This window comes from Nocardia sp. NPDC056541 (assembly GCF_042794235.1).
Classification (GTDB): Bacteria; Actinomycetota; Actinomycetes; order Mycobacteriales; family Mycobacteriaceae; genus Nocardia.
Window position 1 is genome coordinate 329,167 of sequence record NZ_JBHTUD010000005.1, and the last position, 25,375, is coordinate 354,541.

Below are 25,375 nucleotides of genomic sequence, written 5' to 3' on the forward strand. Positions count from 1 at the left end.
CGGCCGCGGACCACCGCGGCCGGATCCGTATTTCGGGAAAGGTGAATACGCAATGACCGTGGAAATTGCCGTCGCCATGTTGATCGCCTGGGCGGTCGGCAAGGCCAACCGGGTCGGGAAACCCATCAATGGACTCACCGACGAAGCGCTGGACCTCGCGGTGAATCGAGTACGCAACGCGGTGGTTGCCAAACTCGGTGGCGACCCGGCCGTCCAGCAGTTGCTGAACGAGGCCCGCGCGACCCGTGGTGCGGTGTCCTCGGCCACGCAGGTCGCCGCCGAACGGTCCCTTTCGGTCGCGGTGGCCGGCGACAGCGGCTTCAGTGCCGAACTCGACCGGCTGACCGCACCGCCGACTCCGCCACCTGCCCCGGCCGGTTCCGGGTCGCGGTACAACAACTCCGGCACTTTCGCCGGTGTGATGGGCGATATCAGCGCCACCGGCCCGGTCACTGTGAAGAGCAAGATCGTGCATCAGGCCAAGCGCCACCCGGTCCTCACGACGTTCGTCGTCGTCGGTGCGGTTGCGCTGCTCGGCTTCTCCGCCGACCGGTTGATGAGCGATCCGACCTCCGGTCCACAGCCGGGTGGTGGCGCAGAGGCCATGGCAGGCACGTGGACAGCATCCGACGGCACCGGAACAAAAACCTTCGGTTCCGATGGTGGCCGGTGCGACGGATTCTTCTACAACAACGGCGAACCGCTCGACATCGGCGGACCGATGACATGCTCGATCTCCAGCAAACCCGATGCGGACGGCCGGTACACGCTGATAGTGACGCAGAGCCCCAATCGAGCGAAATACCGCGTCGAGTTCACAGATGCCGAGCACGCCTCCGTTTTCGATTCGTCCGGAACCGAACTCTACGGCCTCGAGCGTTTCTGACCGGAAGGAACGCACCGCGGCGCTACAGTCGCTGACCTATGAGCCGATCGCACGAACTCGCCGTACGGTCGTGGCCGCGTCTTCGTTCGGGTGACACCGTTCGCCTGGTCTCACCGGCCAGTTTCCCCGACGAAGCTTCCTCGATCCTGCAACTGACCCAGATCCTGCAGGATCGAGGTCTTCGGGTCGAAGTCGGAGACCACGCGTTGGACCAGCACGGTTATATGGCAGGGCGAGACGCCGACCGACTCGCAGACCTCAACGCCGCCTACACCGATCCCGATGTTCGAGCGATCATCACAACGCGAGGCGGGGCAGGCGCCTACCGTCTCCTCGACGGACTCGACTACGACGCTATCCGCACCGACCCGAAACCCCTTGTCGGATTCAGCGACATCACCTACCTACATCTGGCGATCTGGCAGAACTGCCGCGTCCCAGGCGTCCATGGCTGCCTCGCAGGCCGCCGGTCGACCGAAACCGTTCACCATCTATTGACCAGCCCGCGACCATACGTGCTCGAGCGCAACTCGAAACTGATGTCGGTCGCGGTCGAATCAGCCGGGCGCGCACAGGGATTCGTGATGGGAGGTTCGCTGGCCGCCATGGCAGGCATGGTCGGTGCAGGCCTGCCCGACCTCACCGACTCCATAGTCCTCATCGAAGCCCAACGCCAAATCGGGCTCGGACAGATCGACCGCCAACTCACCCAGCTGATCCGATCCGGAGCCTTCGACGGTATCCGAGCGTTCGCCCTGGGAAGGTTCCACGGGTTCGAGGATTACACCGACCGCGGCTGGAACCTCATCGACGTCCTGCGCGACCGCCTTGTCCCCCTCGGCAAACCGATCCTCGGAGGCCTGGAATTCGGTCACGGACCAGATCCGCACGCGATACCTCTCGGTACTTTCGCCGAACTCGACACCGACAGTGGAACACTCACGCTCAACCCACCTGGCCGCTCGGAACTTGCCAGCCGCTGACTGCTACACCCGCCGAGCAAACTGATGGTTCGCGGAAGGCGCGACAGAGGACAGGTCGCTGGGCTGTTCCGCCGCACGGCGTCGGCCTCGTGTCATACAGAAGTTCCGAAGTCGGATTCGCGACATCGAGGCCGCCATTGTTACACCGGCAGAACTGATTCAGCCTGGCTGGTTCCAACTGTCCATCTTCGCCGGACTCGACGGGGACAATGCTGGAATGCCCGAGTTGATGTCGGCAGTGGTCGATCCCGCTGCGTTCGCCACCGATCAGCCCACGCTCACCGCGGCCGATGGGCTGACGCTGCGGCCTTGGACCGTCGCCGATGCGCCCACCGTCTACGCGGCATTCCAAGACCCCGCGATCCGGCAGTGGCATGTTCGGACGGCCGAGTCCATCGAGCAGGTTCGCCAGTGGATTCGCCAATGGCGCTCGGCCTGGTCCAGCGCCAACGGTCAATGGGCCGTCACCAGCAACGGAGAGGTCGCCGGACGCATCGGATTGCGGCAGTCGGACCTCACCGAGGGCGTCACCGAACTCGCCTACTGGACCCTGCCCGCCCGGCGCGGGCACCACATCGCGCCTCGCGCCGCAAACATGCTGACCCGTTGGGCTTTTCACGACGTCGGATTCGACCGGATCGAGCTCACCCACTCGGTCCACAATCTGCCATCGTGCCGGGTCGCAGCCAAATGCGGATTCCCCTTCGAGGGCACGCTGCGTGGCGCCGGCCGCCACAGCGACGGCCGCCACGACATGCACCTGCACGCCCGACTCCGCACCGACTGATACCCGGCCCGATCAGTGAGAACACGCGAGGGCGGGACAAGCTGATGGGCCTAGTCAGGATTGGGCGCCATCGTGAGGCAGAAAGGATGTCCCGCCGGGTCGAGCAGAACGCGCCAGCGATCCGGTGCGGGCTGGAACTGTGCCTTTACCGCACCGCAGCCGATCGCCGCAGCCTCGGAGACATCGAGATCAGTCACGAACAGATCCAGGTGCATCTGCTTGGGCACCCGATTGCCGGGCCACTCCGGCGGTATGTGGTCCGCCACTCGTTCGATCGTCAGCGTCACCCCCGATCCGCGCAGCACCACCAAATCGTCGGACTCGTAACGGATTTCGAAATCCAGCAACGCCCGGTAGAACTGGGCGAGGTGTCGGGCGTCCCGGCTGTCGAGGGCGATCGCACCGAACCTGGCTATCGCGGTCATGGCTCTCCCTACCTGTGACCCCAGCCTGACGCGGGAGTCGACGTCCTGCCATCGATACCATCGTTTGCCGTTCATAGCTCTACGGTGCGGACGTTCGAAGAGAGGCGTCAGTCGCCGGGAGCGGCGGTCTCAGCTACTCAGTCGAGACAGAACTCGTTGCCCTCGACGTCCTGCATCACCAGACACGATTCATTGACGCCATCGGCACGCAGTAGTCGCAGGCGTACCGCGCCGAGCGGGATCAGCCGTGCGCATTCGGCTTCGAGTGCGGCGACGCGCTCCTCACCCACGAGCCCGGTGCCGACCCGCACGTCGATGTGAAGTCTGTTCTTCACGACCTTCCCCTCGGGCACGCGCTGGAAATACAGGCGCGGGCCCACACCTGAGGGATCGACGCATGCCGAGCCCCTGTGCTCGTACCCCAGCACCTCGGACCAGAAACGAGCAACACGCTCAGGCTCCGCGCAGTCGAAGGTGACCTGGATCTGTTTTACCGACACCATCGATCCACCATAGAGAGCAAGTCTCGAGTCGTCTCCACTTCGGATCGCCACGCACACAACACGGTTTGGGCTGACAACGCCGAGAAGTCGGGCCTGGCGGCCGGCAATGTGCGTGAGACTCGGATACACCATCGGAGAGCAACCAGCACAGAGTGCCTCCAGGACAGCCATCATGACAACTCAAGTTGTCATACAGGGAGGACTGAACCTACCTCGCCGAAGTCGTGCCTAGGTGACAACTTTAGTTGTCAACGGCCGGGGCGGTCGGCCACCGTTTGCGGGCCGCCTGTCGACTGATCCCGACCAGCCGGCCCACATCACCGTAGGACGCGCCTGCGGCAAGCGCGATCCTGGCGCATTCGTCGACCCGTTCAGCAGCGGCCCGGCGCGCGGCATCCGCTTCGGCCAGCGCCGCCAATGCCGTGCACGGCTCTTTCGGCTCCGGCGGCACACCGTCCATCACCAGTGGGCGCAGGCACGGTCCGACCAACTCGACCAACCGCTCCGCCGGTGCATCGGACACCCCGGGAATGTGCACCATGTAACGCGCGACCAGCACGCCGAGCACCAGCGTGCCGATCAGCGCGGACCGCCGTTCAGCATCCGGGCCGACCAGCACGCGCGTCCACGGACTCGTCTCCGGATTCACGATCGCGCAGCGCACGGCGTGGGCCGCCTCCGGATGGGTGAGCATCGACCTCAGTACCGGCATCGTTCGGTCGTCCTTGCGGTCCACATCCGCCAAGGCGTGCCGAAGCAGGCGTTCACCGAGTTCCTCCGGCGGGCCTTCCAACGCGTCGTCGAGGGTGATCGGAATGCCCGAGACCGCATCGAACAGCGCGTTCTTGGCGCCGAAATGCTGCATCACCAGCGCCGGATCGACGTCGGCGCGCTGCGCGACGGCCCGAATCGTGGTCTCGAGGTAACCACGCTCGGCGAAGAGCTCGCGCGCCGCGTCCAGGATCACCTGCCGGGTCTGACTGCGCCGCTCGGCCCGGCTGACGGGCGCGGTCGCCGCGTCGAGTTCCTGCCCTGTCATCGCAACCTCGCTCAACATCTGTAGACGAAATAGGCGGCCGTGCCTATGCTGATCTCAGCCTACAAGCGTAGAGCAGACGCGCAGTGCCGCGCAGCAGCTCGACCTCTCCCCCGAATTCTTCGAACGGATGTCGATGACCAGCCGAGATACCCAGCCCGCCACCCGAGCTCACGACGAGACCACGCAGACCGCGGGCAGGCGCAACCGCCGCCTGTCGTTCGTGTTGGGCATTATCGTGACCTGCCAGCTCATGGTCGCGGTCGACAGCAATGTCGTCAATATCGCCCTGCCCGAAATCCGGTCCGGACTCGACATGTCCGGACCGGCACTCGCCTGGGTGTTCAGTGCTTACTCACTGGCCTACGGTGGCCTGCTGCTTCTGGGCGGCCGGGCCGGCGACCTTCTCGGCAGGCGCCGGATGTTCATCTGGGGACTCGGCCTTGTCGTCGCCGCCTCGATTCTCGGCGGCGTCGCACCCGACGAGAGCTTGCTGATCGCCGCGCGTGCGCTGCAAGGCGTCGGCTTCGCCTTCGCGAGCCCCGCCGCCCTGTCGATGATCGCCGCCACGTTCGCCGATGGGCCCGAGCGCACGCGTGCGCTCGGGGTGTTCTCCATGGTCACCGGATTCGGTATCACGCTAGGCCTGATCCTCGGCGGCATCCTCACCACCCTGAGTTGGCGTCTGGTGTTCTTCATCAATGTGCCGATCGGCGTGCTCACCATCGTTCTCGCGCTGCGCTACCTGACCGAAACAGAGCGCCACACAGGCACATTCGATCTCCTCGGGGCGATCTTGTCCACGCTCGGCATGGTCGGCGTCGTCTACGGGCTGACTCGCGGGTCCGAGGGCTGGGCCGCGCCGGCCACCGTGATACCGACCGTTGTCGGCATCGTGCTCATCGCGGCGTTCGTCTGCGTCGAACGGCGCGCCGATCACCCGATCATGCCGTTGCGCCTGCTCGCCGATCCGGTTCGGGCCGGCGCCTACCTCACATTCATCCTGCTGATGGCCGCCATGGCGGGCACCTACATCCTGCTCTCGCTCTACATTCAGGAAGCACTCGGTTTCAGCCCGCTGATCGCCGGAATCGCCTTCCTCCCCCTGGCTTCGGTCCAGTTCGCCATGGCGAAGTCGGCGCCGAGACTGATCGCCCGATTCGGCCGCAAACAGGTATTGCTCACCGGGGTGGTTCTGATGATGCTGGAGGCGATCTGGCTGACCACCACCCATGCGTCGACCAACTACGTCACCGGCGTTCTCGGCCCCTTCATCCTGCTCGGCGCCGGTCTGAGCCTGGCCTTCGTCACATTGAACATGACCGTGCTCGGTGGACTCGAGCCTCGCGACATGGGCGCCGCGTCCGGGCTGCTCCAAGCGACCCAGCAGCTCGGACTTTCATTGGGCGTGGCCATTCTGACCACTATCTATCAGTCGTCCCGCGCCGAGCGGGCCCAGGAGAACACCGGAACCAAGGACATCCTCGCGCACGGCATGGCCAGCGCGGTGATCGCAGCCGTGATCTTCACGGCAGCGGCCCTGCTGATCAGCCTGTTCATCGTCAAGGTACCCAAGCCGGCGGGTGCGGTCTGACGTCCGTTCGGCCCCTGCTGGCATGGTTCGACAGCGACCGGACGAAGTGCTTGCTCCCCGCGCCTGACCCGCGACCGCAATTATTGCGAGTGAATGCCGATTGCCGCATCTCGTCGAGCCGCATCTTGTTAAGAGGAATCCGCTCCGGTAAACTCTGAGCAACCCACGGAATGCGGATACTGCACTCCCGCAGACAATTTCGCTGGGCATGCGATCCTCGATGATGCACCGCGACACCGAGCAGAACAGTCGCGCACCAATAGCCCCCCTCACCGCGATGATAGCCACCACGCGTGGTCCACGGACAGACGATTCGAAAAGTAGAAGTTTCCGACAGGACCTGCTTCCATTCAACGGCGTCGGGTGGGCGGTCCTCAGTATCACCGAGGAGTCGATCATGACCGGCAACCCGTCACCGGTATACAACGTCCCAGAAGAAGAGCCCTTCCAGCGCGAGGCGGTCGCCGAGGGGATATCCATCGCCGCCGCGTTCATGCTTGTCATTTTGGCGGCGGTCTCCATTCTGCAGGGCATCTCCGCGATCGCGGACGACAAGTTGTATGTCGCCGGAATCGAATACGTCTACGAGTTCGACACCACGACGTGGGGCTGGATTCATGTCGTGCTGGGCGCCCTCGCTTTGATCTGTGGCGTCGGCCTCGCGATCGGATCGACGTGGGGCCGGTACGGCGCGATGGGAATCGCCGCACTGGTCATCGTCGCGAACTTCATGTCCCTGCCGTACTACCCGGCATGGTCCATCGTGATCATCGCGCTGAGCGTCGTGATCATCTGGGCTGTCTCCACCTGGCGACCCGAACGCTGAGTCCTCGTCGGATCTCTCCCCGATAGCTCGTCTACCGGTGGGCGCGACGCCGACCAGGAGGAACGATGGCGTCCCTGTCGATCGACCGACGCGATCGGTCACACCGCAACGATCTGCATGCGTTCACCGTCGGCGTCGAGGAAGAGTTCGTGCTGATCGACCCCGCCACCGGGCGCCCTTGCCTGACCAACACCACCGTCGCGGCAGCCGGAACCGACAGCGCATTGCAGCTGGAACTCTCGCAGTGCCAGATCGAAACCTGCACCCCCGTCTGCGCGAGCATCGAGGCGGTGCACCGCGAGGTTCGACGAGCCAGAGTCACCATCGTTGACGCCGCGGCTCGCTCGGGCTCGCTTCCGCTGGCGGTGGGGGTACCGATCTGGGGGCCGCCCGCAGGTTCCATCACCGACACGCCGAGATACCAGCGCATAGCCGAACACTTCAAGACACTGGCCGACCAGGTGACCTGCGGTTGCCATGTCCATGTCTGTGTCCCCGAGCGCGACCTCGCGGTGCAGGTCAGCAATCACCTGCGTCGTTGGCTGCCCGCACTGTTGGCGTTGACAGCGAATTCCCCGATCGCCGAGGGCATCGATACGGGGCACGCCAGTTGGCGCCACACGGTGTGGGCGCGGTGGCCCAGTTCGGGCCCACCACCGTATTTCCGCTCGGCAGCGCACTACGACGACATCGTCGCGGGACTCGCCGAAGACGGACAGATTCTCGACCCGGCGATGGTCTATTGGGATGTGCGATTGTCGGCTCACCTGCCGACGATCGAGATCCGGATCAGCGACGTGCCCGCGACCGTCGTGGAAACGACACTGTTGGCGAGTCTGGTGCGGGCCCTGGTCATCACCTCGGTCGCCGCCATCGGCCGTGGGCACCTCGCCGATCCGATCACCCGGACGCACCTGCGCTCAGCATGCCGCTACGCCGCCCGCAACGGGCTCTCCAGCACTCGATTCCCCACGACCATCGCGGGTCGGCGGGATAGCCGCCACGCCCTGGCCCAATTGCTCTGCCATGTCCGTTCCGCCCTGGAGGAATCCGGTGACTACGAATTCACCCGCGACGCGCTGGCGGCAGTGCTCACCAGCGGTAACGGTGCCGTCCGGCAACGCAGTGCACTACGGGAAGGCGGCCCGGCGAACGTCTTCGCTGTGCTCGCACGACTGACCGTCGAAGGGTGCGACATCGGCAATTCCCAGCGGAGCAGATGACAACGACCAGCGAGTTATGAGCGAGCAGGCGGGTGGATGATGCGCGACGACAATGAAGCTGTACAGATCGATCAGGTGATCGAACGCTTGATCGCCCGTTTTCCGGCAGAGCCACCGGCGGGGATAGAGCTCCTGGTTCGCCGTATTCACGAGCGCTTCGCCGACGCCCGTGTCCGCGATTTCGTTCCGCTGCTCGTCGAGAAGGCCGCTGCGCAAACTGTCGGCGCCTACCCGATCGAGGTCACCGGCGAGGACCCGCACAGCGCCAAGGCGATGGCTACGATCTAGCGAGGTTTCACGGATCTCGATCCGCCGACTCAGACCGGTGAAACGGGCTCGAACCCCAGGAGTTCATCCGCCCCGGCCCGCACGATTCCGGCACACGATTCGGGAACTTCGCTCCACGCGCCGGGAAGGTCGCGCAACGGTTCGGAAACCACGAAACGGGTGTGGTCGCCGAGGCGGTGCAGCACTTCCACCTCGGGGTACAGCGCGCGCAGCTGAGCGATCCTCGTCGAGAAGAACAGCGATCTCGACTGACGTTCACTGGAGTAGCGGAAAACCCACAGCGACTGTCCATCGGTCGTCGCTACCGTCATCTGGACCGGATTCTCCACCTGGTGCGCGCGGCCTACGTCTTCGACGAATCCGACCGCGCGGGCGACCGCGCCGAGTGGATCTTCGGTGAGACCGAAGGTCAACGCCAGATAGAACAGGGTTTCCGAATCCGTCGATCCTTCGAGGTCGGGAAACAATGCCGGGTCGATCGCGGTGACCAGGTCGCGCCGGACCTCGCGAAAGCCACGCAGTGCTCCGTTGTGCATCCACAGCCACCGACCGTGCCGAAACGGATGGCAGTTGCTGCGCTGTACCGGCGTCCCGGTCGACGCGCGGATATGGGCGAACAACAACGGCGTGCGGATCTGACCGGAGACCTCACGCAGATTTCGGTCGTTCCACGCCGGTTCGATGCTCTTGAACACCGCGGGTTCTGCACCCTCCCCATACCAGCCGATGCCGAAACCGTCACCATTGGTCGTCGTGGCTCCGAGTCGGGAATGCAAACTCTGGTCGATCAACGAGTGCCGCGGCGTGAACAACAATTCTTCCGCGAGAATCGGCTCCCCCGCGTACGCCATCCATCTGCACATATATCTATTCAAGCAGACTGGATCGCCGATGTTAAGAAGTCGACCATGCCAGCAGTTTCGATTTCACCGCAATGAATTTCGTTTCCACCGGTGCCCCGATTGTGGCGGCCGGCGATACCTGAGCTATCGCTGACGTTCGAGGCTGGAGCTCGAAACAAGCGCGGCGGTAACGACACTCTTCTCTGCGGATCGGCGACTTCCGATCGCCGAACAGCGATTGGGCTCCGTCGCCGGGGGTAGGCGCACCCTATGGACCACGCCGTCAACGCGGACGGCTGACTGAGCATCATCGCCCGCGGCTGCCTGCCGGCGCCCCGGGCGACGACCACCACCGTGACAGGAGACCAGCGCTGATGATCGATATGCACCGTGTCGCCGAACTGCCGAACACCGTTGTCCGCACCACCTTTCAGACCGGGGCCCGGTTGCGGCATGCACGGGTGTTCCACCCGCGCGGCGTCCGCCTCGCGGGCCGATTCCGTGCCACCAGCGCCTACGAGCCCTGGTTCGGACCCGGCGACCGAGCGGTCATCGCCCGGCAGTCGAAAGGCATCGGCAGCCCCGGCGGCGTGCCCGACGTACTCGGGCTGGCTTTCCGGGTACTCGATCGCGACGAACGGCCCTGGGACTTCGCGCTGGCGACCACCGGGCGCAGTGCGATGGGCCGGTTCGTCATCACCCCCGCTCGTACCTGGGCATCGGCCCGTTTCGGCACGCTGCTGCCCTACCGATTCGCCGACGCCCCACCGGTCTGGCTTTTCGCCGAACCGCTCGACACCGACGACCTGCCGAATACCGCGTCCCTGCGTGCCCTCGACGATCACCTCGACGACCGGGTGATCCGGTTCTCGATCACCGCCGATGGCATCGGCCGCCCACCCGAAACCGTCGGCGAACTCGACCTACGGCGAGCCGAGCCGGGCGAATACCGCACCGACTTCTTCGATCCGATCCTCAACCATCCCGCCGACGTCACATTGATGCCTCGAGTGGTGAACTGGCTGCGCGAAAACGCCTACACCGGAAGCCGCCGCGGCCGCACCGACGACGGCGCCCAGCCCGCGATCTGATCGGCGAGCTGGTCAGAGCCCCGGTCACGTCAGCTCGGACGTGAATAGAAGTGGATTGTGGCGAACCGAGAGTCCCGAACGATCGTCACCTGGGGGTAGTCGGCTCGGATGTCGCCATAGGGCGAGCTGGCGAACAATTCGATCGCGTTCGCGCAATCGAAGTTCCAGTCTGTGCGTTCGGTCGTCGGCTCGAATCCCAGCCGCTTGGTCAGCTCGGCGCAGGTAATCTTCTGCAGCGGTTGGGTATACGTCGAATCGGTGTACATCGCCCGATAGTCAGGAAAGTGTTCCGCTGGTGCGACATAGCTGCCTGCGTAGCCGCACATACCCGCCAACGGCGGGCACCCGAATCGCCGCATACTGACCAACTCGAACGAGTCGGGTATCCAGACACTCCGCCGTTCCATGACCCGTCGCGCCTCTTCGGCGGACAGATCCTTGTCCAGTTTCGGCATGACAACGGAGGCGGCACACCCCCACAAGAGCGCTCCACACGTCACGAGCGTGAGGACGGACCAGAACCACCGCACATTCGGGCTTTTCGACACGACCTTCTCGCTTGTCAGTGGGCACGTAGCCGGTTCGAGGCGGAAAGTACTCGAAGGTGCCCTGGGCGCCGATCGCGACCAGCATACGTCGCTGCGGGGTCGGGTCGGCCGCTCGCAATGGCCTTGCCGGGGTGCGGTGGAGCGCGTTCGTCGATCCGTCCTCTACTCGGTCGCGAACCGGGGTCCGCCGGGTGAGCGGTCCGCGACCGACAGCCAAGGAGCCGACCACCCCGCGGGTCGCGATCCAAGCGCATGTTAGAACTGGACATATGCCGCATACGAGTCCTGTTGCCGCCTGGAAGACCCTCCGCGAGGGAAACGATCGCTTCGTCGAAGGACGACTGCAGCATCCCAACCAAGGCGCAGCGAACCGAACCGAACTCACCACCGGGCAGCATCCGTCCGCGATCCTGTTCGGGTGCGGCGACTCCCGAGTCGCCGCCGAGATCATCTTCGACCGCGGCCTCGGCGACATGTTCGTCGTGCGCACAGCCGGCCACGTCGTCGACGGCTCCGTGCTCGGATCGATCGAATACGGTGTCGCGGTCCTGGATGTGCCATTGATCGTCGTCCTGGGGCACGACAGCTGTGGTGCGGTCCGCGCCACGATCGACGCCCTCGATTCCGGCGCCGTGCCCGGCGGATTCATTCGAAGCGTCGTCGAACGGGTTACCCCGTCGATCCTGCTGGGCCGCCGCGAAGGACTGAGCTCCGTCGACGAACTCGAAGCACGGCACGTGGAGGAGACCGGCCTGTTGCTGACGCAACGGTCGAGCACGATCGCCGAGAAGATCCAGGCCGGAAAACTCGCCATCGCGTGTGTCACCTACAACCTGTCCGAGGGCAGGGTCCAACTGAACCGGGTGATCGGCAACATCGGCGAACTCGAGTAACCGCAGCGGTCCGCATCGGATCCGGTACGGCGGCAACGTCTCTCAGTCCAGATCAGCCGCCGCTCGCGACCGAGTCAGCCGATGAAGCGGGCCGAAGGCGATGCCCACGATCACGCTCGCGGTCCGAAGAACTCGGCTCGGGCGGCCGCGATACGTGCCTGAGCCTGGGCGGCGCCTTGGAAACTGACCACGGCCGATCCGCCGCCGGCGAGCCCCAAAGCGATGAGGCCACCGATCACCGAGAGAAGATTCGGCTCGGGGAGGATCCCTGTGTCGCTGGTGGGTCGGACCTCGTGGGTGGGAACCGCCGCACCGCCGCCGGGTGTGGGCACGGCGGGTGGATCCCCTGCTCCGGCGGGGGCCGGTGACCGGGGTGACTCTCCGGCGCCATTGGGAGCTGATCCGGTCGGCGGTGCGGCACCGCCACCGCCCGGCGAGTCGCTGCCCGGTGCACCACCGCGTTCGGCGGTGTCGGGCTGGGCACTCTCGGACTCGGGGGTTGTACGGGGCGCCGGGGCTTCGGGAGCTGATTTCGGGACAGGCGCCTGCGGTTCGGGTGCATTGCCGGGGTTCGGGTTGCTGCCCTGGTTTCCGCCACCGTTTCCTTGGTTGCCGTTACCGCTGCCGGGGTTCTGATTCCCGTTGTTGCCCTGGTTACCGCCACCATTTCCCTGATTGCCGTTACCGCTGCCGGGGTTCTGATTCCCGTTGTTGCCCTGGTTACCGCCACCATTTCCCTGGTTACCGTTACCGCTGCCCGGGTCCGAATTCCCGTTGTTGCCGCCATTGCCGTGGTCTCCCGGACCCGCGACCAACCGAACAGCGTCGCCGTCGGCGAACCCATCACCGCCGGCAACCTCGGTGTAGCCCAGTCCCTCGGCGACGCTGATCTTGTCCCTGGAGACGACGGTCGGCTGAACAGCCGCAAGCCCGCCGTAGCCGAGGAGCCCCAGAGCGCCCACGGCCCCTGCCACCACGGCTGTACGCCTCATCCGACCGACTGTCACGCGCCGCCGTCCTGTCCTCGATAGCCCTGCTCCCACCATTGCGGTCGCATCCGGCTCCCCCTGCGTTACGCATCGCCGCGCCCGAGCACCGGCAACCTGCGGATCACACAGTTCGAGGTACCGCGTGAGTCGCGGAGCTTGTGGCCGCGGCGGACGGTTCTGTCGGCCGCGATGGCTCGATTCCCGGCGATCCGTCGATTCGTGGGATTCCGCGGGCCGGTGCCAGGCGTACGATCAGCGAACAACATGAGGCGGGGGCTTCCAGCGTGAGGTGATGTCGCATGTTCGATACCGATGTTCTGATCGTCGGCGCAGGTCCGGTGGGCTCGGCCGCCGCCGTCGAGGTGGTCCGGCGTGGCGTCCGGTGCCGGATCATCGACGCGCAATCCGATCCGCCGCAGTACGCGAAAGCGGTCGGCGTCCAGCCCCGCACGCTGGAACTGTTCGAGGCGATGGGCATCCTGCGCGAGGTCCTCGACGCCGCGGTCCTGTTGCGCGGCCAGATCGTGTACATCAACGGCGCCGAGGCCGATCGCATGGATCTGGCGCTGCCCTCCGAGATTCCGTTCGGGTTCCTCGGACTCCCCCAATACGAGACCGAGCGGATCCTGCGACAGCACCTGGAATCGCTGGGCACGCGAGTTGAGCGCGGAGTCCGGCTCGTCGGGTTCACCCAGGACGAGGACGGCGTCGCCGCCGTGCTCGCCGGACCCGAGGGCGAGCGCACGGTGCGGGCACGGTATCTGGTCGGCTGCGATGGTGCGCACAGCACCGTCCGCAAGACGCTGGGCCTGACGTTCGAGGGCGCGGCCTTCGCCGAGCAGTACATGCTCGGCGATGTCGAGCTGGATTGGGCACAACCGCACGGCTACACCGTGCGGTCGATGCACCAGACCAACGGTGTCACCGACGACGTGCTGGTGTGTGTCCCGCTGCCCGGCCACCACCGATACCGGGTGTCGATGCGGGTTCCCCCGGAACTGGCCTCCGACAACTCCGTTGGCGGCGACAGGGTCGAACACGGACTCGGCACCGGGCCCGGACCTGCGCTGGCCGACATTCAGGCGGTGCTCGACCGGCTCGCGCCCTCACCGACGACTGCCTCGCACTTGCGCTGGTCCTCGGTGTTCCGGATCAGCCATCGCATCGTCGACTCCTACAGCCGGGGAAGAGTTTTCGTCGCGGGCGATGCCGCCCACATCCACCCACCCACGGGCGCCCAGGGCATGAACACCGGCATCCAAGACGCCCATAACCTCGCCTGGAAGCTCGCGCTTGCCGTCGCAGAGCTAGCCGCGCCGACGCTGCTGGCCAGCTATGACGCCGAACGCAGACCGATCGGCGAGGAGGTGGTCGGTCGCACCGTCCGCGACGCCCGCGACGGGATCGGTGCCGGCGAATCGGACCCCGAACGCGTGCTGCTCCGCGAGGCACAACTCCTGATCGACTATCGCGACAGCCCTATCGTCACCGAATCCCCCCGCGGCGCACCGTCTCCCCTCGCGGGCAGCCGCGCTCCGGACGCGATCGGACTGACCCGAGACGGCGTGACGTCGCCGTTCCGGCTCTTCACCCTCCTCGCCGGTCCCGACCACACACTGCTCTGGTACGTCGGCGACACCTGCGACACAGCCACTCTCACCGAAATCGAACGCCACGTCGACCTGCTTCGCAAACTGACCGACGGCCGCCTCGACACCTATCTTGTCGCGAGCCCCCGCGCCGCCGTCGACCCGACGATCCTCCCGGTCATCCGTGACAGCGACGGCGACTTCGCGCGGCAGTACCACTGCGCCGCCGGCGCGGCCTACGTTGTCCGCCCCGACGGCTACCTCGGCTGTGCCGCCTCCCCTGCCGCCCCGGACGACCTCATTCGACATTTCGAGTCGACCTTCGCCCCGGCCCCCGAAAATGTTCTGGGCACCGCCTGATTCACCAGCCCAGCAACAACATTCCCTCCCATCAGCAAGGACACACGACTCTTACAGGGGCCCAGACGAGGGCAAACCCCATGGTCCAGTCGGGTACGACGCGAGAAGGGACGGTTCTCGAATGCGCGACGCATCAGCGTCTTCGGGAGCTATGCGGGCGAATCGGCCTGTGCCACTGAGGTTATCCAGAGCCCGATCATGTCGGCGGTCTGATCGATCACCGCGTCGCGGTCCATGCCCTCTTCGTCCATCTTGACCGAGCGCAGCGCGGTGGAGAAGCCCGCGTTGAGCACGATATAGGCCATGGTGTCGACGTCGAGGCCGTGCGTCGGACCGAGCGACTGGATCAGGTAGAGCTTGATGAGCATTCGCAACCGCGGTTCGAATTCGGGGATCCCGCTGCCGTAGAACTGAAGGTCGGCCACCAAGGCGCGCACGAGGGGGCCGTTGGCTACGAGGATTTCGACGCCGACACGGATGATCTCGGCAACCGTGTCGCGCCGAGGTTTGTCGGCGACCGACTTGGTGAGCAGCCGAGCGTATTGTTCCTCGGCCTGCACGAACAGGCTGTCGGTGAGTTCCTTGACGATCTCTTCCCGGTCGGTGAAATACCGGTACAGAGTGCCGATGCTCATGCCGGCCTCGGCGGCGATCCGGTTCGTCGAGGTGTTGCCGATACCTCGATCACCGAACAGCTGAGCGGCCACCTCGAGAATCCGCGCTTTGGTCTCCTTCGCGCGATCCTGCTGAGGGCGTTTGCGCTGTTGATCGGCGTGGGTTGGCATCAGGTAGACCTCGAGAGCAGGCGGAACAAGAGAGAGCGAGAACGCACACCGTCATGATCACGAAAACACCGGAATCGGTCAATTGCCACCCGAAGCCCGAGTGCCGCACTCCTGTTTGCGCTTTCGGGCCTCGGGTAGGCCGCCACTGTACGAGTTGCAGCGCCTCGAAGGCGCGCAGCTGCGAACGAATCCAGTCTGTGGCGGCGACGCAGGCAGGCTGGGGAATGGAGTACTCGTGAGCACAGTAGCCGCAACTGTCGATGTAGACGTCCCGATCCGTACCGCCTACAACCAGTGGACGCAGTTCGAGACCTTTCCGCAGTTCATGGAAGGAGTCGAGCAGGTCAGTCAAGTCGGCGACCGGCACACTCACTGGCGCATCCATGTCGGACCGTCGACACGGGAATTCGACGCCACCATCACCGAACAGCACCCGGACGAACGAGTCGCGTGGAGGTCCGACGATGGGCCCAACCACGCCGGGGTGGTGACATTCCACCGTCTCGACGACACCCATACCCGGATCACCGCGCAAATGGATGTCGACCCGGAGGGTTTCGTCGAAACCGCCGCCGACAAGCTGGGCGTGCTCGAACACCGAGTGAACGGCGACATGAAACGCTTCAAGCAGTTCATCGAGACCGAGGGCCGCGCAACCGGAGCTTGGCGTGGCGATATCCCGCGCCCCGGTGCCGGGATCTGAACCGCGACGTTTCGGGTGAGGCACTACAGGCCGCTGTGTTGGGCTGTCGCGCACTCCTCGGGAGTTCGACCGGTAGCCGTGAAGATTGTCCGGCGGCCGACTTCCACGGCGTGATCGGCGGCCGCTCGCAGTAGCGCCCAGCAAGGTCACGTCGACATCCACCGCTTGGGTGCCGTGCTCGTCGGCGAGCACGGCACCCAGGCGTTCGCGATGAGATCCAGCTCGCCCGCGTCGAGATGCAAGGCCGCACAAAGGGAATCGCTCGCGGCGCCGGGCATTGCCGGTGTCGGCGGGTTGCTTCGCCGGTCCCGCGAGAAGCGGTGCCGGGCGGCAAAGAAGGTCGAGTCCTCGGTTCCCGAGCCGGTGGCCGAACCAGCACTTCGGAGGGGGAATCGACTGACAGGGATCAGAGCTGTTCGGTGTTCCGCAACGCTTCGGCTACCGCTTCGAGCCGCCACTGCGCCCGGCTGGATAATCCGGCGGCGCACGTACACAGCCTGCGCAGATCCAGGTCTTGGAGTTGGGCGACAAGCTGGTTGTCGTGCGTCACCATCGCCGCAACGGTCTCGATATCACCATTTTCAGGAGTTCTGTCGAGTTGCTGAGCTGGACCAGAAATCGGCATAAGCGGTCTCCTCGTGTCCCGCACGGCAAGGCCACCGGCGCGGCGAAAGTTCTTCTGTTGGGGTGCAGACGGAATTCCCTTCTCCGACAACATCAAACAGCCAGAAATCGACCCGATATCGCAAACTTCGGGCTATTCCGGGGTGTCGTCATACCCCCGTTGGGCACCGCCACCGCGGACTCGTCGCGCGAGCAGCGTCCGCCACCGCACCGGCGACGAACGCCACAGTCGCAACGACAGCGGCGACGCCGGGCCGGGCGGCGGGAATCCGTGCCGGGTGCCGAGCGCCGAAGCGGTTAGCACGAAGACACGGCGGCCAGCAAATACTTGACTGATTCCAGAAAACGCGGAAAACTGCGGATGTGCCCACGGACGCGGAGTTCCAGCAGATGCTGCGGGGAGTTTCTGTGCGGGTGACAGCACCGCGCGTGGCGGTGCTGAGCGCCGTGCACGCACACCCGCACTCCGACACGGATTCGATCATCCGTGCCGTTCGGTCCCGTTTGTCGGCGGTCTCGCATCAGGCCGTCTACGACACCTTGCGCACGCTCACCATCGCCGGGCTGCTCCGGTGCATCCAACCTCGCGGCCTGCTGGCCCGCTACGAGGCACGAGTAGGTGACAATCACCACCACTTGATCTGCCGAACGTGTGGCGCGATCGCCGACGTCGACTGCGCGGTCGGCGAAGCACCCTGCCTGACTGCCTCCGACGACCTCGGCTTCGTGATCGACGAGGCCGAGGTCATCTACTGGGGCCGGTGCCCCGAATGCGCGGACTCCGCGCTCAGCGAACACAACTCCGCTCCCAGCCTGTAAGACCCGTCCAGGAAGGAATATCGTGACCTCCGATAGCCGCCCACCCGCTCCTGACGCCGAAACTCTCAGCAACAGCGAGAGCGAGAACCCGGCGATCCCCTCGCCCACCGCGGACACCGACCGTCGCCCCCACTCCAACAAGGACTGGTGGCCCGAACAGATCGACGTCTCGGTCCTGCACGCCCACTCGTCCAAGTCCAACCCACTGGGCGAGGACTTCGACTACGCCACGGCATTCGCCGAGCTCGACGTCGACGCCCTCAAAGCCGATATCGCCGCGGTACTGACCGACTCGCAGGACTGGTGGCCCGCCGACTACGGCAACTACGGTGGCCTGTTCATCCGGATGAGCTGGCACGCAGCCGGCACCTACCGCATCGCCGACGGACGCGGCGGCGGCGGTCAGGGCGCCCAGCGCTTCGCCCCGCTCAACAGCTGGCCCGACAACGCCAACCTCGACAAAGCTCGTCGGCTGCTGTGGCCGGTCAAGCAGAAGTACGGCGACAGCATCTCCTGGGCCGACCTGCTCGTGTTCACCGGCAACGTCGCCCTCGAGTCCATGGGTTTCCAGACGTTCGGCTTCGGCTTCGGCCGACCCGATATCTGGGAGCCCGAGGAAGTGTTCTGGGGCCCGGAGGACACCTGGCTCGGCGACGAACGCTACAGCGGCGACCGTAAACTGTCGGGCCCGCTGGGCGCGGTCCAGATGGGCCTGATCTATGTGAACCCGGAAGGGCCCAACGGCAGACCTGATCCGGTGGCCGCGGCACGTGACATCCGCGAGACCTTCGCTCGCATGGCGATGAACGATGAGGAGACCGCCGCCCTGATCGTCGGTGGTCACAGCTTCGGCAAGACCCACGGTGCGGGCGATGCGAGTCTGGTCGGCGCCGAGCCCGAGGCCGCGCCGCTCGAGCAGCAGGGTCTGGGCTGGAAGAGCACGCACGGCACGGGCAAGGGCAAGGACGCCATCACCAGCGGCCTGGAGGTCGTGTGGACGGCCACCCCGACCCAGTGGAGCAACGGCTTCTTGCAGAACCTCTACGGGTTCGACTGGGAACTCACCAAGAGCCCGGCCGGTGCCTGGCAGTGGAAGCCGAAAGACGGTGCGGGCGAAGGCCTTATCCCTGATCCGTTCGGTGGGCCCGCGCGCACCCCGACAATGCTGACCACCGACCTGTCCCTGCGCGAAGACCCGATCTACGAGGAGATCACCCGACGCTGGCTCGAGCACCCCGAGGAGCTGGCCGAGGCGTTCGCAAAGGCCTGGTACAAACTCCTGCACCGCGATATGGGTCCGCTCAGCCGCTATCTCGGCCCGTGGGTGCCCGAGGCGCAGCTGTGGCAGGACCCGGTTCCCGCTGTCGACCACGCACTGATCGACGACCAGGACATCGCCGCGCTGAAGAACACGGTGCTCGCGTCCGGTCTGTCGGTCGCGCAACTGGTCAAGACGGCGTGGGCCTCGGCCGCGAGTTTCCGCAGCACCGACAAGCGCGGCGGCGCGAACGGCGCCCGGATCCGGCTCGAACCACAGCGCGACTGGGACGTCAACGAACCCGCCGAGCTGGCGAAGGTGTTGCCGGTTCTCGAGCAGATCCAGCGAGATTTCAACGCCGCTGCTCCCGATGGCAAGGCGGTGTCACTGGCCGACCTGATCATCCTGGGCGGTTCGGCGGCGATCGAGAAAGCAGCCGGCGATGCCGGTCATCAGATCACCGTGCCGTTCTCGCCCGGGCGCACCGACGCCACGCAGGAGAACACCGATGTCGACACCTTCGATGTGCTCGAGCCGCGGGCAGACGGCTTCCGCAACTACGTGCGTCCCGGCGAGAAGGCGCCGCTCGAGCGTCTGCTCCTGGACCGCGCCTACATGCTCGACGTGACAGCGCCGCAGCTGACGGTGCTGATCGGCGGCCTGCGTGCGCTCGGCGCCAACTACGATGGCAGCGCACACGGTGTCTTCACCGACCGGCCGGGCGTGCTGTCGAACGACTTCTTCGTGAATCTGCTCGACCAGAGCACGGAGTGGAAGGCCTCGGAGTCGGCGGAGAACGTCTACGACGGTGTCGACCGGCGGACCGGCGAGAAGCGATGGACGGCCACCGCCAACGATCTCGTCTTCGGCTCGCACTCGGTGCTTCGCGCGGTGGCCGAGGTGTATGCGCAGAACACAGCGGGAGCGAAGTTCGTGAACGACTTCGTCGACGCGTGGGTCAAGGTGGTCGACAACGATCGGTTCGATCTGCGCTGACCTCTCGACCGCCGATGATTGCCGTCGGCGCCCACGATCGAGCCGACCGGGTGTCCCGGTCGGCTCGATTCGTTTCGAGCGCTTACTTGCCGAACTTCTGCTGCCCCTCGGCCGCGCTGGTCGTCGGTGAAGCGGCTCCGGAGAACGCCCTTCGGCGAAAGGCCTTGTGCAGTCAGGAGTTACCGCCCGGCCGCCAAATCTGCCGCAGATTCCCTGGTCGGGGCACGTTATTAAATGTTTCTTGAGAGAGTGCACCGGCTGCAGCGACCACGTCTGCCGCCTGATAGCTTGACGGATACGAATATCGGATTCTGCAAAGACCCTCGCGGCGCCGGTGCGGGACCGTGCGCAGGATCGGAACCCTGCTTGTCCGCTGGGTCGACCCGTTCATGCGGATGTGTGCTTGATCAGGAGCTTGCTTTGTCCGGTGCCAGAAATCTGAATTCCGCAATTCCACAGCAGTGTCTACTCGGGGCAGGCCTGTCCGGTGAGCGCAGGTGAGCGCACCGGATTCGTGGTACCCGGCGCCGGCTCAGCACGGTCCGTTTCTTTCGCCGCAGGAATTGCTTGCCGCGATCAACGGGGGCGCCGATTGTGATCAGCCGCTCGCGCGCTGGGCTCGCACCCTCGGGTCGTTGTATCGGGACTGGCTGGCCGAACCGTCCGCCGTCTGGGTCGGTCGTCAGATCGCGGAAGTCGCGCACACCATCGATGTGTGGATCACCGCGCAGCTTCCGCGGCCACGCCCCGGCGCTCCGCGGGGAATCGACACGGTGGGCGGGGTGATCGGCCGGGTCGCGGAAGCCGCCACCTATGCCCACTGGGCGCTCCACAACGCCGAGGACGCCCAGCGACATCGAGCCTGGCACCATCTGGCCGAGATGCGGGAGGGCTACGAGGACCTGGTGCGGTTGGTCCTGGACGGTTCGGTCAACCTGCCGAAGTCGTGGCCCACCATCAGCTGGCCGGCCGCGGCGACATAGAAATCTGCTGGGTCTCCCCGTTTCGAAGCGACACACCGGGGTATCGCCCGCTTGTAAACCAGAGACCGCCACCGGGGACAGGATGACCGAACTCCTGACCGGTCGGCGGGCGGTTGCCGGGACCAGCGCGTCCCGTTCGGACGCTGCCCCAGACGACGGCCCCGGCAACCGCCAACCACGGCCGGCGAGGCAGGAGCCGAGGCCACCGTGTCGATGGGTGCTCACAGCAGCACCGGACCCCGCGACGACAAGAGCTGGTGCCTAGATCGCGGTTGGAGCACCCGTCGCGACTACGGTCGCCACCTCTGACGCGAATGCACCTCCGGCCGGCGACAACGGCCAATCCGTGGCGAGACGAAACCTTGCGCCGATCATCGACACCGCGTTCAGCACCGCGTCGACACCGTCCCACCCTCTCGCGATCGCGCAGGTTTCGCCGTCGACCCGAAACAGACACAGCATGCCGTCCCCGCCGCCGGTCTGTACAGGCCGGCAGATGGCAATCGTGTGCCGGTCGCCTGCGTGGATGATCGTCTGCGTCGCCACAACATCGGCGTCATCCACCGCCTCGGGTCGATCACCAGCGGGTGGTACCGGAAAGCCGAGGTTCGCCGGGACGACAAACCGCGCCGACGCGCCGCGATTCGCCTGCGCGAGCAAGTCGCCGATCTCGAGCAGAGCCCGGTAGAGCGCCGCCAGCGAATCGGGGCCTTCGGTGGTGCGCCGCGTGTCCGCCAGCCGATAGGCGCACTCCACCTTCCCGCCAACCGGTCGCGGCCGACTCACCTCGATGACCACGATCTGGCCGCCTTCGGTGACGCGCCGGGACAAGATCGGTACTTCGACGGACTTTCTCACAACGCCTCCCACTCATGGCATCCACGCGGGCTGCCGCGGATTTTCCTAGTGCAGTAGTACTGAGGCGGATATGACTCAGTCGCGCAGAGATCGGTGCTCGAACCGACGCCAGATCCGGGTGGTCTGCAGCCACCTGCGAAGTCCCCACGAACCCAACAGAGCCGAAAGGAACATGTGCAGGCAAAAGGCGATGACGACGAGCTCTGCCCCATAGTCACGGGTCCACTCCCCCATTGCCGAGGACGCGATGCATCCCGCCGCCACGAGCACGAACGACACAATGACGGCCAGCGGCGCCAACGGCGCCAACTCGTCGCCGCGTTCCTCGGAGATGCCGCGCGGACCGTCACCGTGTTCCTGTAGCGCGAACCGATTATCGAAGTGAGCTCTGATGTAGACCATGAATCCTCCCACCCGGCTACCCCAGCCGGACCATTTCTCTTACGCGCCCGTTCATTCCCCCTATAACGACGAGGAGCTCAGCCGAGATTTGCGGTCGCCGCAATCGGTGCCGCGATCTCGGTGACCCATACAGTGCCAGATGGTGGAAGTCGATGGAAGCAGAAACAGAAATTCCCTCACCTCCCGGAGGGCCGTTATTTGCCGGTGACAATTGGCAGGTTTCCCTGATACGAGGTCACACGCGGCAAGCAGGCACTTCACGCATCGGACAGGCAAGAATTTCACCGGCGTAGTTTATGCAATCGTGACGAATGTGGGCACGACATGACTTCGAGTAACCTGTCGCACCATTTGCTTCCCGCTGGAATCCCTGGCCCGAATCACACTCGGCACTTCCAGCATGAATTCTCATTCACTTGCGTTGCCACTTGCAGACCGGCACACCTCGAACACAATCCACCGACCCGAGGCAGTGATAGCAGCCAGGCATCGACATCTGCGCTGCCCCCCGAGAGAACAGCACCGAACAAATACGCGCGCGGACGGTCAGTTGCGCCCGGTCGGGGTTTCGACCTCGTCGACATCCTTGTCGAAACGTAGACCTCGCCAACTCGGATGCCGCAACCGGCCGTCGTCGGTCCATTCCGTGAACGCCACTTCCCCGACAAGTTTCGGCTGCACCCACGACACCCCGTCCGGGGTACGGTCGATGCCCGACACCGGCGGATCAGCACGGTGCAGCGGTGCGAGCTGTTCGGAGAGATCGGCGAGCATCGCGGCCGTGAACCCCGTGCCCACACTGCCGGCGTATTCCAGGCTGCCGCGATCATCGGGCACGGCGACCAGCAAGGATCCGATCTGCCCGGCACGGCGACCGGTGCCCTTCTTCCAACCGATCAGCACGACTTCTTGGTGGGTGACATTCTTGACCTTGGTCCAGGCGGGGCTGCGCTGCCCGGGCAGGTACCAGCTGTTGCGACGCTTGCAGATGATGCCTTCCAGTCCGAGTTCCTGCGAGATCGCCAGGGCGTCTGCGGCGGGACCGGGGAGCAAGTGCGGGACGCGCCAATGCGGGCGGGTCAACCCGAGATGTTCGAGGAGCTCGCGTCGCTGGGCATAGGGCAATTCGATCAGCGGCCGGTCGCCGATGTGGAGAAGGTCGAAGATCATGTAAGTCGCCGGAGTCGATTGCGCAAGGGCGCGGATAGCGGCTGGGTTGCGCTGGTGCATTCGCGGCGCCAATGCCTGAAACGAGGATCGGCCCGCGTGTTCGATCACGATCTCGCCGTCGACCACGAACCCGAGCTCGGCCGGAGCGAGCCCGGAGAGCTCGGGCCAGGCGACGGTGATGTCGTTGCCATTGCGCGACTCGAGCCGCAGTTCGTCATCGATATAGGCAATGGCCCGGATTCCGTCGTACTTCACTTCGTATGCCCAGCGGTCACCGTCGGCAGGCAGATGACCCGCCGTGGCCAGCATCGCGGCATAGTGCGGCAATCGGGTCATACAGGCCTCACCATCACCTGATCGATCCCCTGGACACCGTCAGCAAACATTCAGCATAGCCCTGGTGCGTTACGCGCCGATGTCGCGAAGACCAACTCGGCCACCGTGCGGCCGTCCCCGGATCCACTGCGCCCCAAGCAGGGCACCGCGCCACCGTCTGTCAGCTCAATCGTTCAGTCAGCTCGACGGTGACTTCGTCGCCATCGGTCTTTCCGATGCGGCGGCGGATCTCGGCGGCGACGGGAAGCTTGTGGGTGCCGTCGCCGAGTGCCATGAACGACGATGTGAACGCGACACCGTCCACCGTTCCCTTCACCTTGACCAGGCCCCGGGTGCCGAAGATCCGCGCGGAGTCGGGCAGTTGCACGCATGTCCACGTGTCACCCGCCCTGACTTTTCCGAGGACAGCGGTGAACGTCATGTCGATCGGTCCCGGTGCGGTGTTCATGAGAGCTCCTGTCGGGGTTCGGGATTCAGACGAACATGCCGAGCACGACACCGCTGACGACCAACTTCAGGACCCAGTCGGTCATATGCACCAGAGTGGTCGGTATCGGCACGTTCTCGTGGACGATGGCGCCGGCGAGGATGGTCACCGGTAGTACCGCCACGATCGCACCTACCGCCGCCCCGGCGGCGATGCCATGCCGATCGCCGGCGACGAGCAGCGCCGCCAGCACCCCCGCGGCCAGCAGCCCCCGCAGCACCACGAACAGCATCTGGACCGGCATGCCGATTCCGGGACGCGGGGTACTCGTCCTCGACACGAGCGCGGCGATCGGCGGTGTCGCGTACAGCACCGCGCTGATGACGAACGAGACGACCGCCGCAACGACGACACCTGCAACTATCATGGCCAACTCCTTGAGTACGATCCAGTACTTAATCTAGGAGGATGAATAAGTACTGTCAAGTACTAATATGGGGAGCATGACCTCTTCTGCTCGACGCCGTGGCCGGCCACCCGGGAAGTCCGGCGCCGAACTACTCACCGTCGCCCGCGAGGTGTTTCTCGAGCGCGGGTTCGCGGGATCGACGATGGACGAGATCGCCGCACGCGCCGGGATCTCCAAAACATCGCTGTATCGCGAACATCCGTCGAAAGAGGGCTTGTTCGCCGCGGTCGTGGAGCACTGGACCGCCGCCGGGCGTGATGCGATGCGACCCGCCCTCACCGAACTCGAGTCCGCCGAGGATGTCCGCGAGGGCTTACTCGTCTGGGCACGAACGCTGCTGGCCGGCGTCCTCTCGCCGACCGTGGTGGAAATGCGCAGGCTGGTCACCGCCGAGGCGGCCCGCCTGCCCGAGGTCGGGGCGACATATCTGCACCAGAGCTGGGTCCGCAATATCGGCGCTCTCGCCACCACGCTGCAGGCACTCGACGCACGCGACGTGCTCGCGATCCCCGACCCCCGGGCCGCAGCCGAACAGCTCACCTGGCTGGTCGTGGGCGCACCGCTGAACGCCCGAATGCTCGATGCCACAGCAATATCGGCGAACCCCCCCGGCGCAGCGATAGATCTCTTCCTGGCCGCTTACCGACCTGCCCTGACCGCATCCGAGCTCGGCGGTCCGTGA

The 25,375-nt window shown here is 65.4% G+C and carries 28 protein-coding genes; 15 read left to right on the forward strand and 13 right to left on the reverse strand.

Features of this window, described 5'->3' with window-relative positions; all coding sequences use genetic code 11:
- The first annotated feature begins 52 nt into the window (after positions 1 to 52).
- From ACFQ9R_RS11470 to ACFQ9R_RS11480, 3 genes are all read left to right on the forward strand, one after another.
- Entirely contained in the window at positions 53 to 886 is an 834-nt protein-coding gene (locus ACFQ9R_RS11470) for a hypothetical protein (RefSeq protein WP_378990345.1), read from the forward strand.
- Between the two features lie 38 nt (positions 887 to 924).
- A complete protein-coding gene (locus ACFQ9R_RS11475) occupies positions 925 to 1,869 on the forward strand; it encodes an LD-carboxypeptidase (RefSeq protein WP_378990347.1) in 945 nt (314 codons plus the stop codon).
- A 217-nt stretch (positions 1,870 to 2,086) separates the two neighbouring features.
- Positions 2,087 to 2,656: a GNAT family N-acetyltransferase gene (locus ACFQ9R_RS11480; RefSeq protein ID WP_378990349.1), complete on the forward strand. Its 570-nt coding sequence runs from the start codon at positions 2,087 to 2,089 to the stop codon at positions 2,654 to 2,656.
- Positions 2,657 to 2,706: 50 nt separating this feature from the next.
- Here ACFQ9R_RS11480 and ACFQ9R_RS11485 read toward each other — a convergent pair whose 3' ends face one another.
- From ACFQ9R_RS11485 to ACFQ9R_RS11495, 3 genes are all read right to left on the reverse strand, one after another.
- Positions 2,707 to 3,081: a VOC family protein gene (locus tag ACFQ9R_RS11485; protein ID WP_378990350.1), complete on the reverse strand. Its 375-nt coding sequence runs from the start codon at positions 3,079 to 3,081 to the stop codon at positions 2,707 to 2,709.
- Positions 3,082 to 3,218: 137 nt separating this feature from the next.
- A complete protein-coding gene (locus ACFQ9R_RS11490; protein ID WP_378990351.1) occupies positions 3,219 to 3,584 on the reverse strand; it encodes a VOC family protein in 366 nt (121 codons plus the stop codon).
- A 241-nt stretch (positions 3,585 to 3,825) separates the two neighbouring features.
- Positions 3,826 to 4,623, reverse strand: coding sequence for a TetR/AcrR family transcriptional regulator (locus tag ACFQ9R_RS11495; RefSeq protein ID WP_378990352.1), 798 nt, complete (start codon positions 4,621 to 4,623; stop codon positions 3,826 to 3,828).
- Positions 4,624 to 4,756: 133 nt separating this feature from the next.
- Between ACFQ9R_RS11495 and ACFQ9R_RS11500 the strand changes: the two genes are divergently transcribed.
- The 4 genes from ACFQ9R_RS11500 to ACFQ9R_RS11515 all read left to right on the forward strand — a co-directional run bounded on the left by ACFQ9R_RS11500 (position 4,757) and on the right by ACFQ9R_RS11515 (position 8,551).
- Complete coding sequence (locus tag ACFQ9R_RS11500; RefSeq protein WP_378990353.1) at positions 4,757 to 6,214, forward strand: MFS transporter; 1,458 nt, start codon at positions 4,757 to 4,759, stop codon at positions 6,212 to 6,214.
- Between the two features lie 397 nt (positions 6,215 to 6,611).
- Positions 6,612 to 7,040 carry an acetyltransferase gene (locus ACFQ9R_RS11505; RefSeq protein WP_378990354.1) on the forward strand — a complete coding sequence of 143 codons (429 nt, stop codon included), beginning with the start codon at positions 6,612 to 6,614 and terminating at the stop codon, positions 7,038 to 7,040.
- A gap of 65 nt (positions 7,041 to 7,105) precedes the next feature.
- Positions 7,106 to 8,263: a glutamate--cysteine ligase gene (locus ACFQ9R_RS11510; RefSeq protein ID WP_378990355.1), complete on the forward strand. Its 1,158-nt coding sequence runs from the start codon at positions 7,106 to 7,108 to the stop codon at positions 8,261 to 8,263.
- A 36-nt stretch (positions 8,264 to 8,299) separates the two neighbouring features.
- Positions 8,300 to 8,551, forward strand: a complete 252-nt coding sequence (locus tag ACFQ9R_RS11515; protein ID WP_378990357.1) for a three-helix bundle dimerization domain-containing protein — start codon at positions 8,300 to 8,302, stop codon at positions 8,549 to 8,551.
- A gap of 29 nt (positions 8,552 to 8,580) precedes the next feature.
- Here the strand turns inward: ACFQ9R_RS11515 and ACFQ9R_RS11520 are convergent, their stop codons facing one another.
- Positions 8,581 to 9,402, reverse strand: a complete 822-nt coding sequence (locus tag ACFQ9R_RS11520) for a class II glutamine amidotransferase (RefSeq protein ID WP_378990429.1) — start codon at positions 9,400 to 9,402, stop codon at positions 8,581 to 8,583.
- A gap of 365 nt (positions 9,403 to 9,767) precedes the next feature.
- Between ACFQ9R_RS11520 and ACFQ9R_RS11525 the strand changes: the two genes are divergently transcribed.
- The gene (locus tag ACFQ9R_RS11525) at positions 9,768 to 10,484 is read left to right on the forward strand and encodes a phosphodiesterase (RefSeq protein ID WP_378990358.1); all 717 of its coding nucleotides are present in this window, start codon (positions 9,768 to 9,770) and stop codon (positions 10,482 to 10,484) included.
- Between the two features lie 29 nt (positions 10,485 to 10,513).
- On the opposite strand, the gene ACFQ9R_RS11530 is transcribed toward ACFQ9R_RS11525, so the two are convergent.
- Entirely contained in the window at positions 10,514 to 10,939 is a 426-nt protein-coding gene (locus ACFQ9R_RS11530) for a hypothetical protein (protein WP_378990359.1), read from the reverse strand.
- Positions 10,940 to 11,301: 362 nt separating this feature from the next.
- Between ACFQ9R_RS11530 and ACFQ9R_RS11535 the strand changes: the two genes are divergently transcribed.
- Positions 11,302 to 11,925, forward strand: a complete 624-nt coding sequence (locus ACFQ9R_RS11535; RefSeq protein ID WP_378990360.1) for a carbonic anhydrase — start codon at positions 11,302 to 11,304, stop codon at positions 11,923 to 11,925.
- A gap of 110 nt (positions 11,926 to 12,035) precedes the next feature.
- Here ACFQ9R_RS11535 and ACFQ9R_RS11540 read toward each other — a convergent pair whose 3' ends face one another.
- Complete coding sequence (locus tag ACFQ9R_RS11540; protein WP_378990361.1) at positions 12,036 to 12,917, reverse strand: hypothetical protein; 882 nt, start codon at positions 12,915 to 12,917, stop codon at positions 12,036 to 12,038.
- Between the two features lie 296 nt (positions 12,918 to 13,213).
- On the opposite strand from ACFQ9R_RS11540, the gene ACFQ9R_RS11545 reads away from it, so the two are divergent.
- A complete protein-coding gene (locus ACFQ9R_RS11545; RefSeq protein ID WP_378990362.1) occupies positions 13,214 to 14,863 on the forward strand; it encodes an FAD-dependent monooxygenase in 1,650 nt (549 codons plus the stop codon).
- A gap of 149 nt (positions 14,864 to 15,012) precedes the next feature.
- Here ACFQ9R_RS11545 and ACFQ9R_RS11550 read toward each other — a convergent pair whose 3' ends face one another.
- Complete coding sequence (locus ACFQ9R_RS11550; RefSeq protein WP_378628561.1) at positions 15,013 to 15,648, reverse strand: TetR/AcrR family transcriptional regulator; 636 nt, start codon at positions 15,646 to 15,648, stop codon at positions 15,013 to 15,015.
- A gap of 235 nt (positions 15,649 to 15,883) precedes the next feature.
- Between ACFQ9R_RS11550 and ACFQ9R_RS11555 the strand changes: the two genes are divergently transcribed.
- Positions 15,884 to 16,351, forward strand: a complete 468-nt coding sequence (locus ACFQ9R_RS11555; RefSeq protein WP_378990363.1) for an SRPBCC family protein — start codon at positions 15,884 to 15,886, stop codon at positions 16,349 to 16,351.
- A 406-nt stretch (positions 16,352 to 16,757) separates the two neighbouring features.
- Here ACFQ9R_RS11555 and ACFQ9R_RS11560 read toward each other — a convergent pair whose 3' ends face one another.
- Positions 16,758 to 16,976: a hypothetical protein gene (locus tag ACFQ9R_RS11560; RefSeq protein ID WP_378990365.1), complete on the reverse strand. Its 219-nt coding sequence runs from the start codon at positions 16,974 to 16,976 to the stop codon at positions 16,758 to 16,760.
- 389 nt (positions 16,977 to 17,365) lie between these two features.
- On the opposite strand from ACFQ9R_RS11560, the gene ACFQ9R_RS11565 reads away from it, so the two are divergent.
- From ACFQ9R_RS11565 to ACFQ9R_RS11575, 3 genes are all read left to right on the forward strand, one after another.
- Positions 17,366 to 17,794 carry a Fur family transcriptional regulator gene (locus ACFQ9R_RS11565; protein WP_378990430.1) on the forward strand — a complete coding sequence of 143 codons (429 nt, stop codon included), beginning with the start codon at positions 17,366 to 17,368 and terminating at the stop codon, positions 17,792 to 17,794.
- A gap of 22 nt (positions 17,795 to 17,816) precedes the next feature.
- Entirely contained in the window at positions 17,817 to 20,048 is a 2,232-nt protein-coding gene (gene katG / locus ACFQ9R_RS11570; protein WP_378990366.1) for a catalase/peroxidase HPI, read from the forward strand.
- A gap of 497 nt (positions 20,049 to 20,545) precedes the next feature.
- A complete protein-coding gene (locus ACFQ9R_RS11575; RefSeq protein ID WP_378628534.1) occupies positions 20,546 to 21,031 on the forward strand; it encodes a hypothetical protein in 486 nt (161 codons plus the stop codon).
- A 261-nt stretch (positions 21,032 to 21,292) separates the two neighbouring features.
- Here ACFQ9R_RS11575 and ACFQ9R_RS11580 read toward each other — a convergent pair whose 3' ends face one another.
- The 5 genes from ACFQ9R_RS11580 to ACFQ9R_RS11600 form a co-directional block, all read right to left on the reverse strand.
- Positions 21,293 to 21,889 (reverse strand): hypothetical protein, encoded by a 597-nt coding sequence (locus tag ACFQ9R_RS11580; protein ID WP_378990367.1) that lies wholly within the window; start codon positions 21,887 to 21,889, stop codon positions 21,293 to 21,295.
- Between the two features lie 75 nt (positions 21,890 to 21,964).
- Positions 21,965 to 22,291, reverse strand: coding sequence for a hypothetical protein (locus ACFQ9R_RS11585; protein WP_378990368.1), 327 nt, complete (start codon positions 22,289 to 22,291; stop codon positions 21,965 to 21,967).
- 546 nt (positions 22,292 to 22,837) lie between these two features.
- Complete coding sequence (gene ligD / locus ACFQ9R_RS11590; protein WP_378990370.1) at positions 22,838 to 23,797, reverse strand: non-homologous end-joining DNA ligase; 960 nt, start codon at positions 23,795 to 23,797, stop codon at positions 22,838 to 22,840.
- Between the two features lie 160 nt (positions 23,798 to 23,957).
- On the reverse strand, positions 23,958 to 24,245 hold the full coding sequence (locus ACFQ9R_RS11595; protein WP_378990372.1) for a DUF1905 domain-containing protein: 288 nt from the start codon (positions 24,243 to 24,245) through the stop codon (positions 23,958 to 23,960).
- Between the two features lie 25 nt (positions 24,246 to 24,270).
- Positions 24,271 to 24,651 carry a DUF1761 family protein gene (locus ACFQ9R_RS11600; protein ID WP_378990373.1) on the reverse strand — a complete coding sequence of 127 codons (381 nt, stop codon included), beginning with the start codon at positions 24,649 to 24,651 and terminating at the stop codon, positions 24,271 to 24,273.
- A 76-nt stretch (positions 24,652 to 24,727) separates the two neighbouring features.
- Here ACFQ9R_RS11600 and ACFQ9R_RS11605 point away from each other — a divergent pair, with 76 nt between their 5' ends.
- On the forward strand, positions 24,728 to 25,375 hold the full coding sequence (locus ACFQ9R_RS11605) for a TetR/AcrR family transcriptional regulator (RefSeq protein WP_378990374.1): 648 nt from the start codon (positions 24,728 to 24,730) through the stop codon (positions 25,373 to 25,375).

Bases quoted from the DNA above. Each gene is read 5' to 3' on its own strand.
- ACFQ9R_RS11470 (WP_378990345.1), top strand. From the start codon at position 53: ATGACCGTGGAAATTGCCGTCGCCATGTTGATCGCCTGGGCGGTCGGC.
- ACFQ9R_RS11475 (WP_378990347.1), top strand. From the start codon at position 925: ATGAGCCGATCGCACGAACTCGCCGTACGGTCGTGGCCGCGTCTTCGT.
- ACFQ9R_RS11480 (WP_378990349.1), top strand. From the start codon at position 2,087: ATGCCCGAGTTGATGTCGGCAGTGGTCGATCCCGCTGCGTTCGCCACC.
- ACFQ9R_RS11485 (WP_378990350.1), bottom strand. From the start codon at position 3,081: ATGACCGCGATAGCCAGGTTCGGTGCGATCGCCCTCGACAGCCGGGAC.
- ACFQ9R_RS11490 (WP_378990351.1), bottom strand. From the start codon at position 3,584: ATGGTGTCGGTAAAACAGATCCAGGTCACCTTCGACTGCGCGGAGCCT.
- ACFQ9R_RS11495 (WP_378990352.1), bottom strand. From the start codon at position 4,623: ATGACAGGGCAGGAACTCGACGCGGCGACCGCGCCCGTCAGCCGGGCC.
- ACFQ9R_RS11500 (WP_378990353.1), top strand. From the start codon at position 4,757: ATGACCAGCCGAGATACCCAGCCCGCCACCCGAGCTCACGACGAGACC.
- ACFQ9R_RS11505 (WP_378990354.1), top strand. From the start codon at position 6,612: ATGACCGGCAACCCGTCACCGGTATACAACGTCCCAGAAGAAGAGCCC.
- ACFQ9R_RS11510 (WP_378990355.1), top strand. From the start codon at position 7,106: ATGGCGTCCCTGTCGATCGACCGACGCGATCGGTCACACCGCAACGAT.
- ACFQ9R_RS11515 (WP_378990357.1), top strand. From the start codon at position 8,300: ATGATGCGCGACGACAATGAAGCTGTACAGATCGATCAGGTGATCGAA.
- ACFQ9R_RS11520 (WP_378990429.1), bottom strand. From the start codon at position 9,402: ATGGCGTACGCGGGGGAGCCGATTCTCGCGGAAGAATTGTTGTTCACG.
- ACFQ9R_RS11525 (WP_378990358.1), top strand. From the start codon at position 9,768: ATGATCGATATGCACCGTGTCGCCGAACTGCCGAACACCGTTGTCCGC.
- ACFQ9R_RS11530 (WP_378990359.1), bottom strand. From the start codon at position 10,939: ATGCCGAAACTGGACAAGGATCTGTCCGCCGAAGAGGCGCGACGGGTC.
- ACFQ9R_RS11535 (WP_378990360.1), top strand. From the start codon at position 11,302: ATGCCGCATACGAGTCCTGTTGCCGCCTGGAAGACCCTCCGCGAGGGA.
- ACFQ9R_RS11540 (WP_378990361.1), bottom strand. From the start codon at position 12,917: ATGAGGCGTACAGCCGTGGTGGCAGGGGCCGTGGGCGCTCTGGGGCTC.
- ACFQ9R_RS11545 (WP_378990362.1), top strand. From the start codon at position 13,214: ATGTTCGATACCGATGTTCTGATCGTCGGCGCAGGTCCGGTGGGCTCG.
- ACFQ9R_RS11550 (WP_378628561.1), bottom strand. From the start codon at position 15,648: ATGCCAACCCACGCCGATCAACAGCGCAAACGCCCTCAGCAGGATCGC.
- ACFQ9R_RS11560 (WP_378990365.1), bottom strand. From the start codon at position 16,976: ATGCCGATTTCTGGTCCAGCTCAGCAACTCGACAGAACTCCTGAAAAT.
- ACFQ9R_RS11565 (WP_378990430.1), top strand. From the start codon at position 17,366: ATGCTGCGGGGAGTTTCTGTGCGGGTGACAGCACCGCGCGTGGCGGTG.
- ACFQ9R_RS11585 (WP_378990368.1), bottom strand. From the start codon at position 22,291: ATGGTCTACATCAGAGCTCACTTCGATAATCGGTTCGCGCTACAGGAA.
- ligD (WP_378990370.1), bottom strand. From the start codon at position 23,797: ATGACCCGATTGCCGCACTATGCCGCGATGCTGGCCACGGCGGGTCAT.
- ACFQ9R_RS11595 (WP_378990372.1), bottom strand. From the start codon at position 24,245: ATGAACACCGCACCGGGACCGATCGACATGACGTTCACCGCTGTCCTC.
- ACFQ9R_RS11600 (WP_378990373.1), bottom strand. From the start codon at position 24,651: ATGATAGTTGCAGGTGTCGTCGTTGCGGCGGTCGTCTCGTTCGTCATC.
- ACFQ9R_RS11605 (WP_378990374.1), top strand. From the start codon at position 24,728: ATGACCTCTTCTGCTCGACGCCGTGGCCGGCCACCCGGGAAGTCCGGC.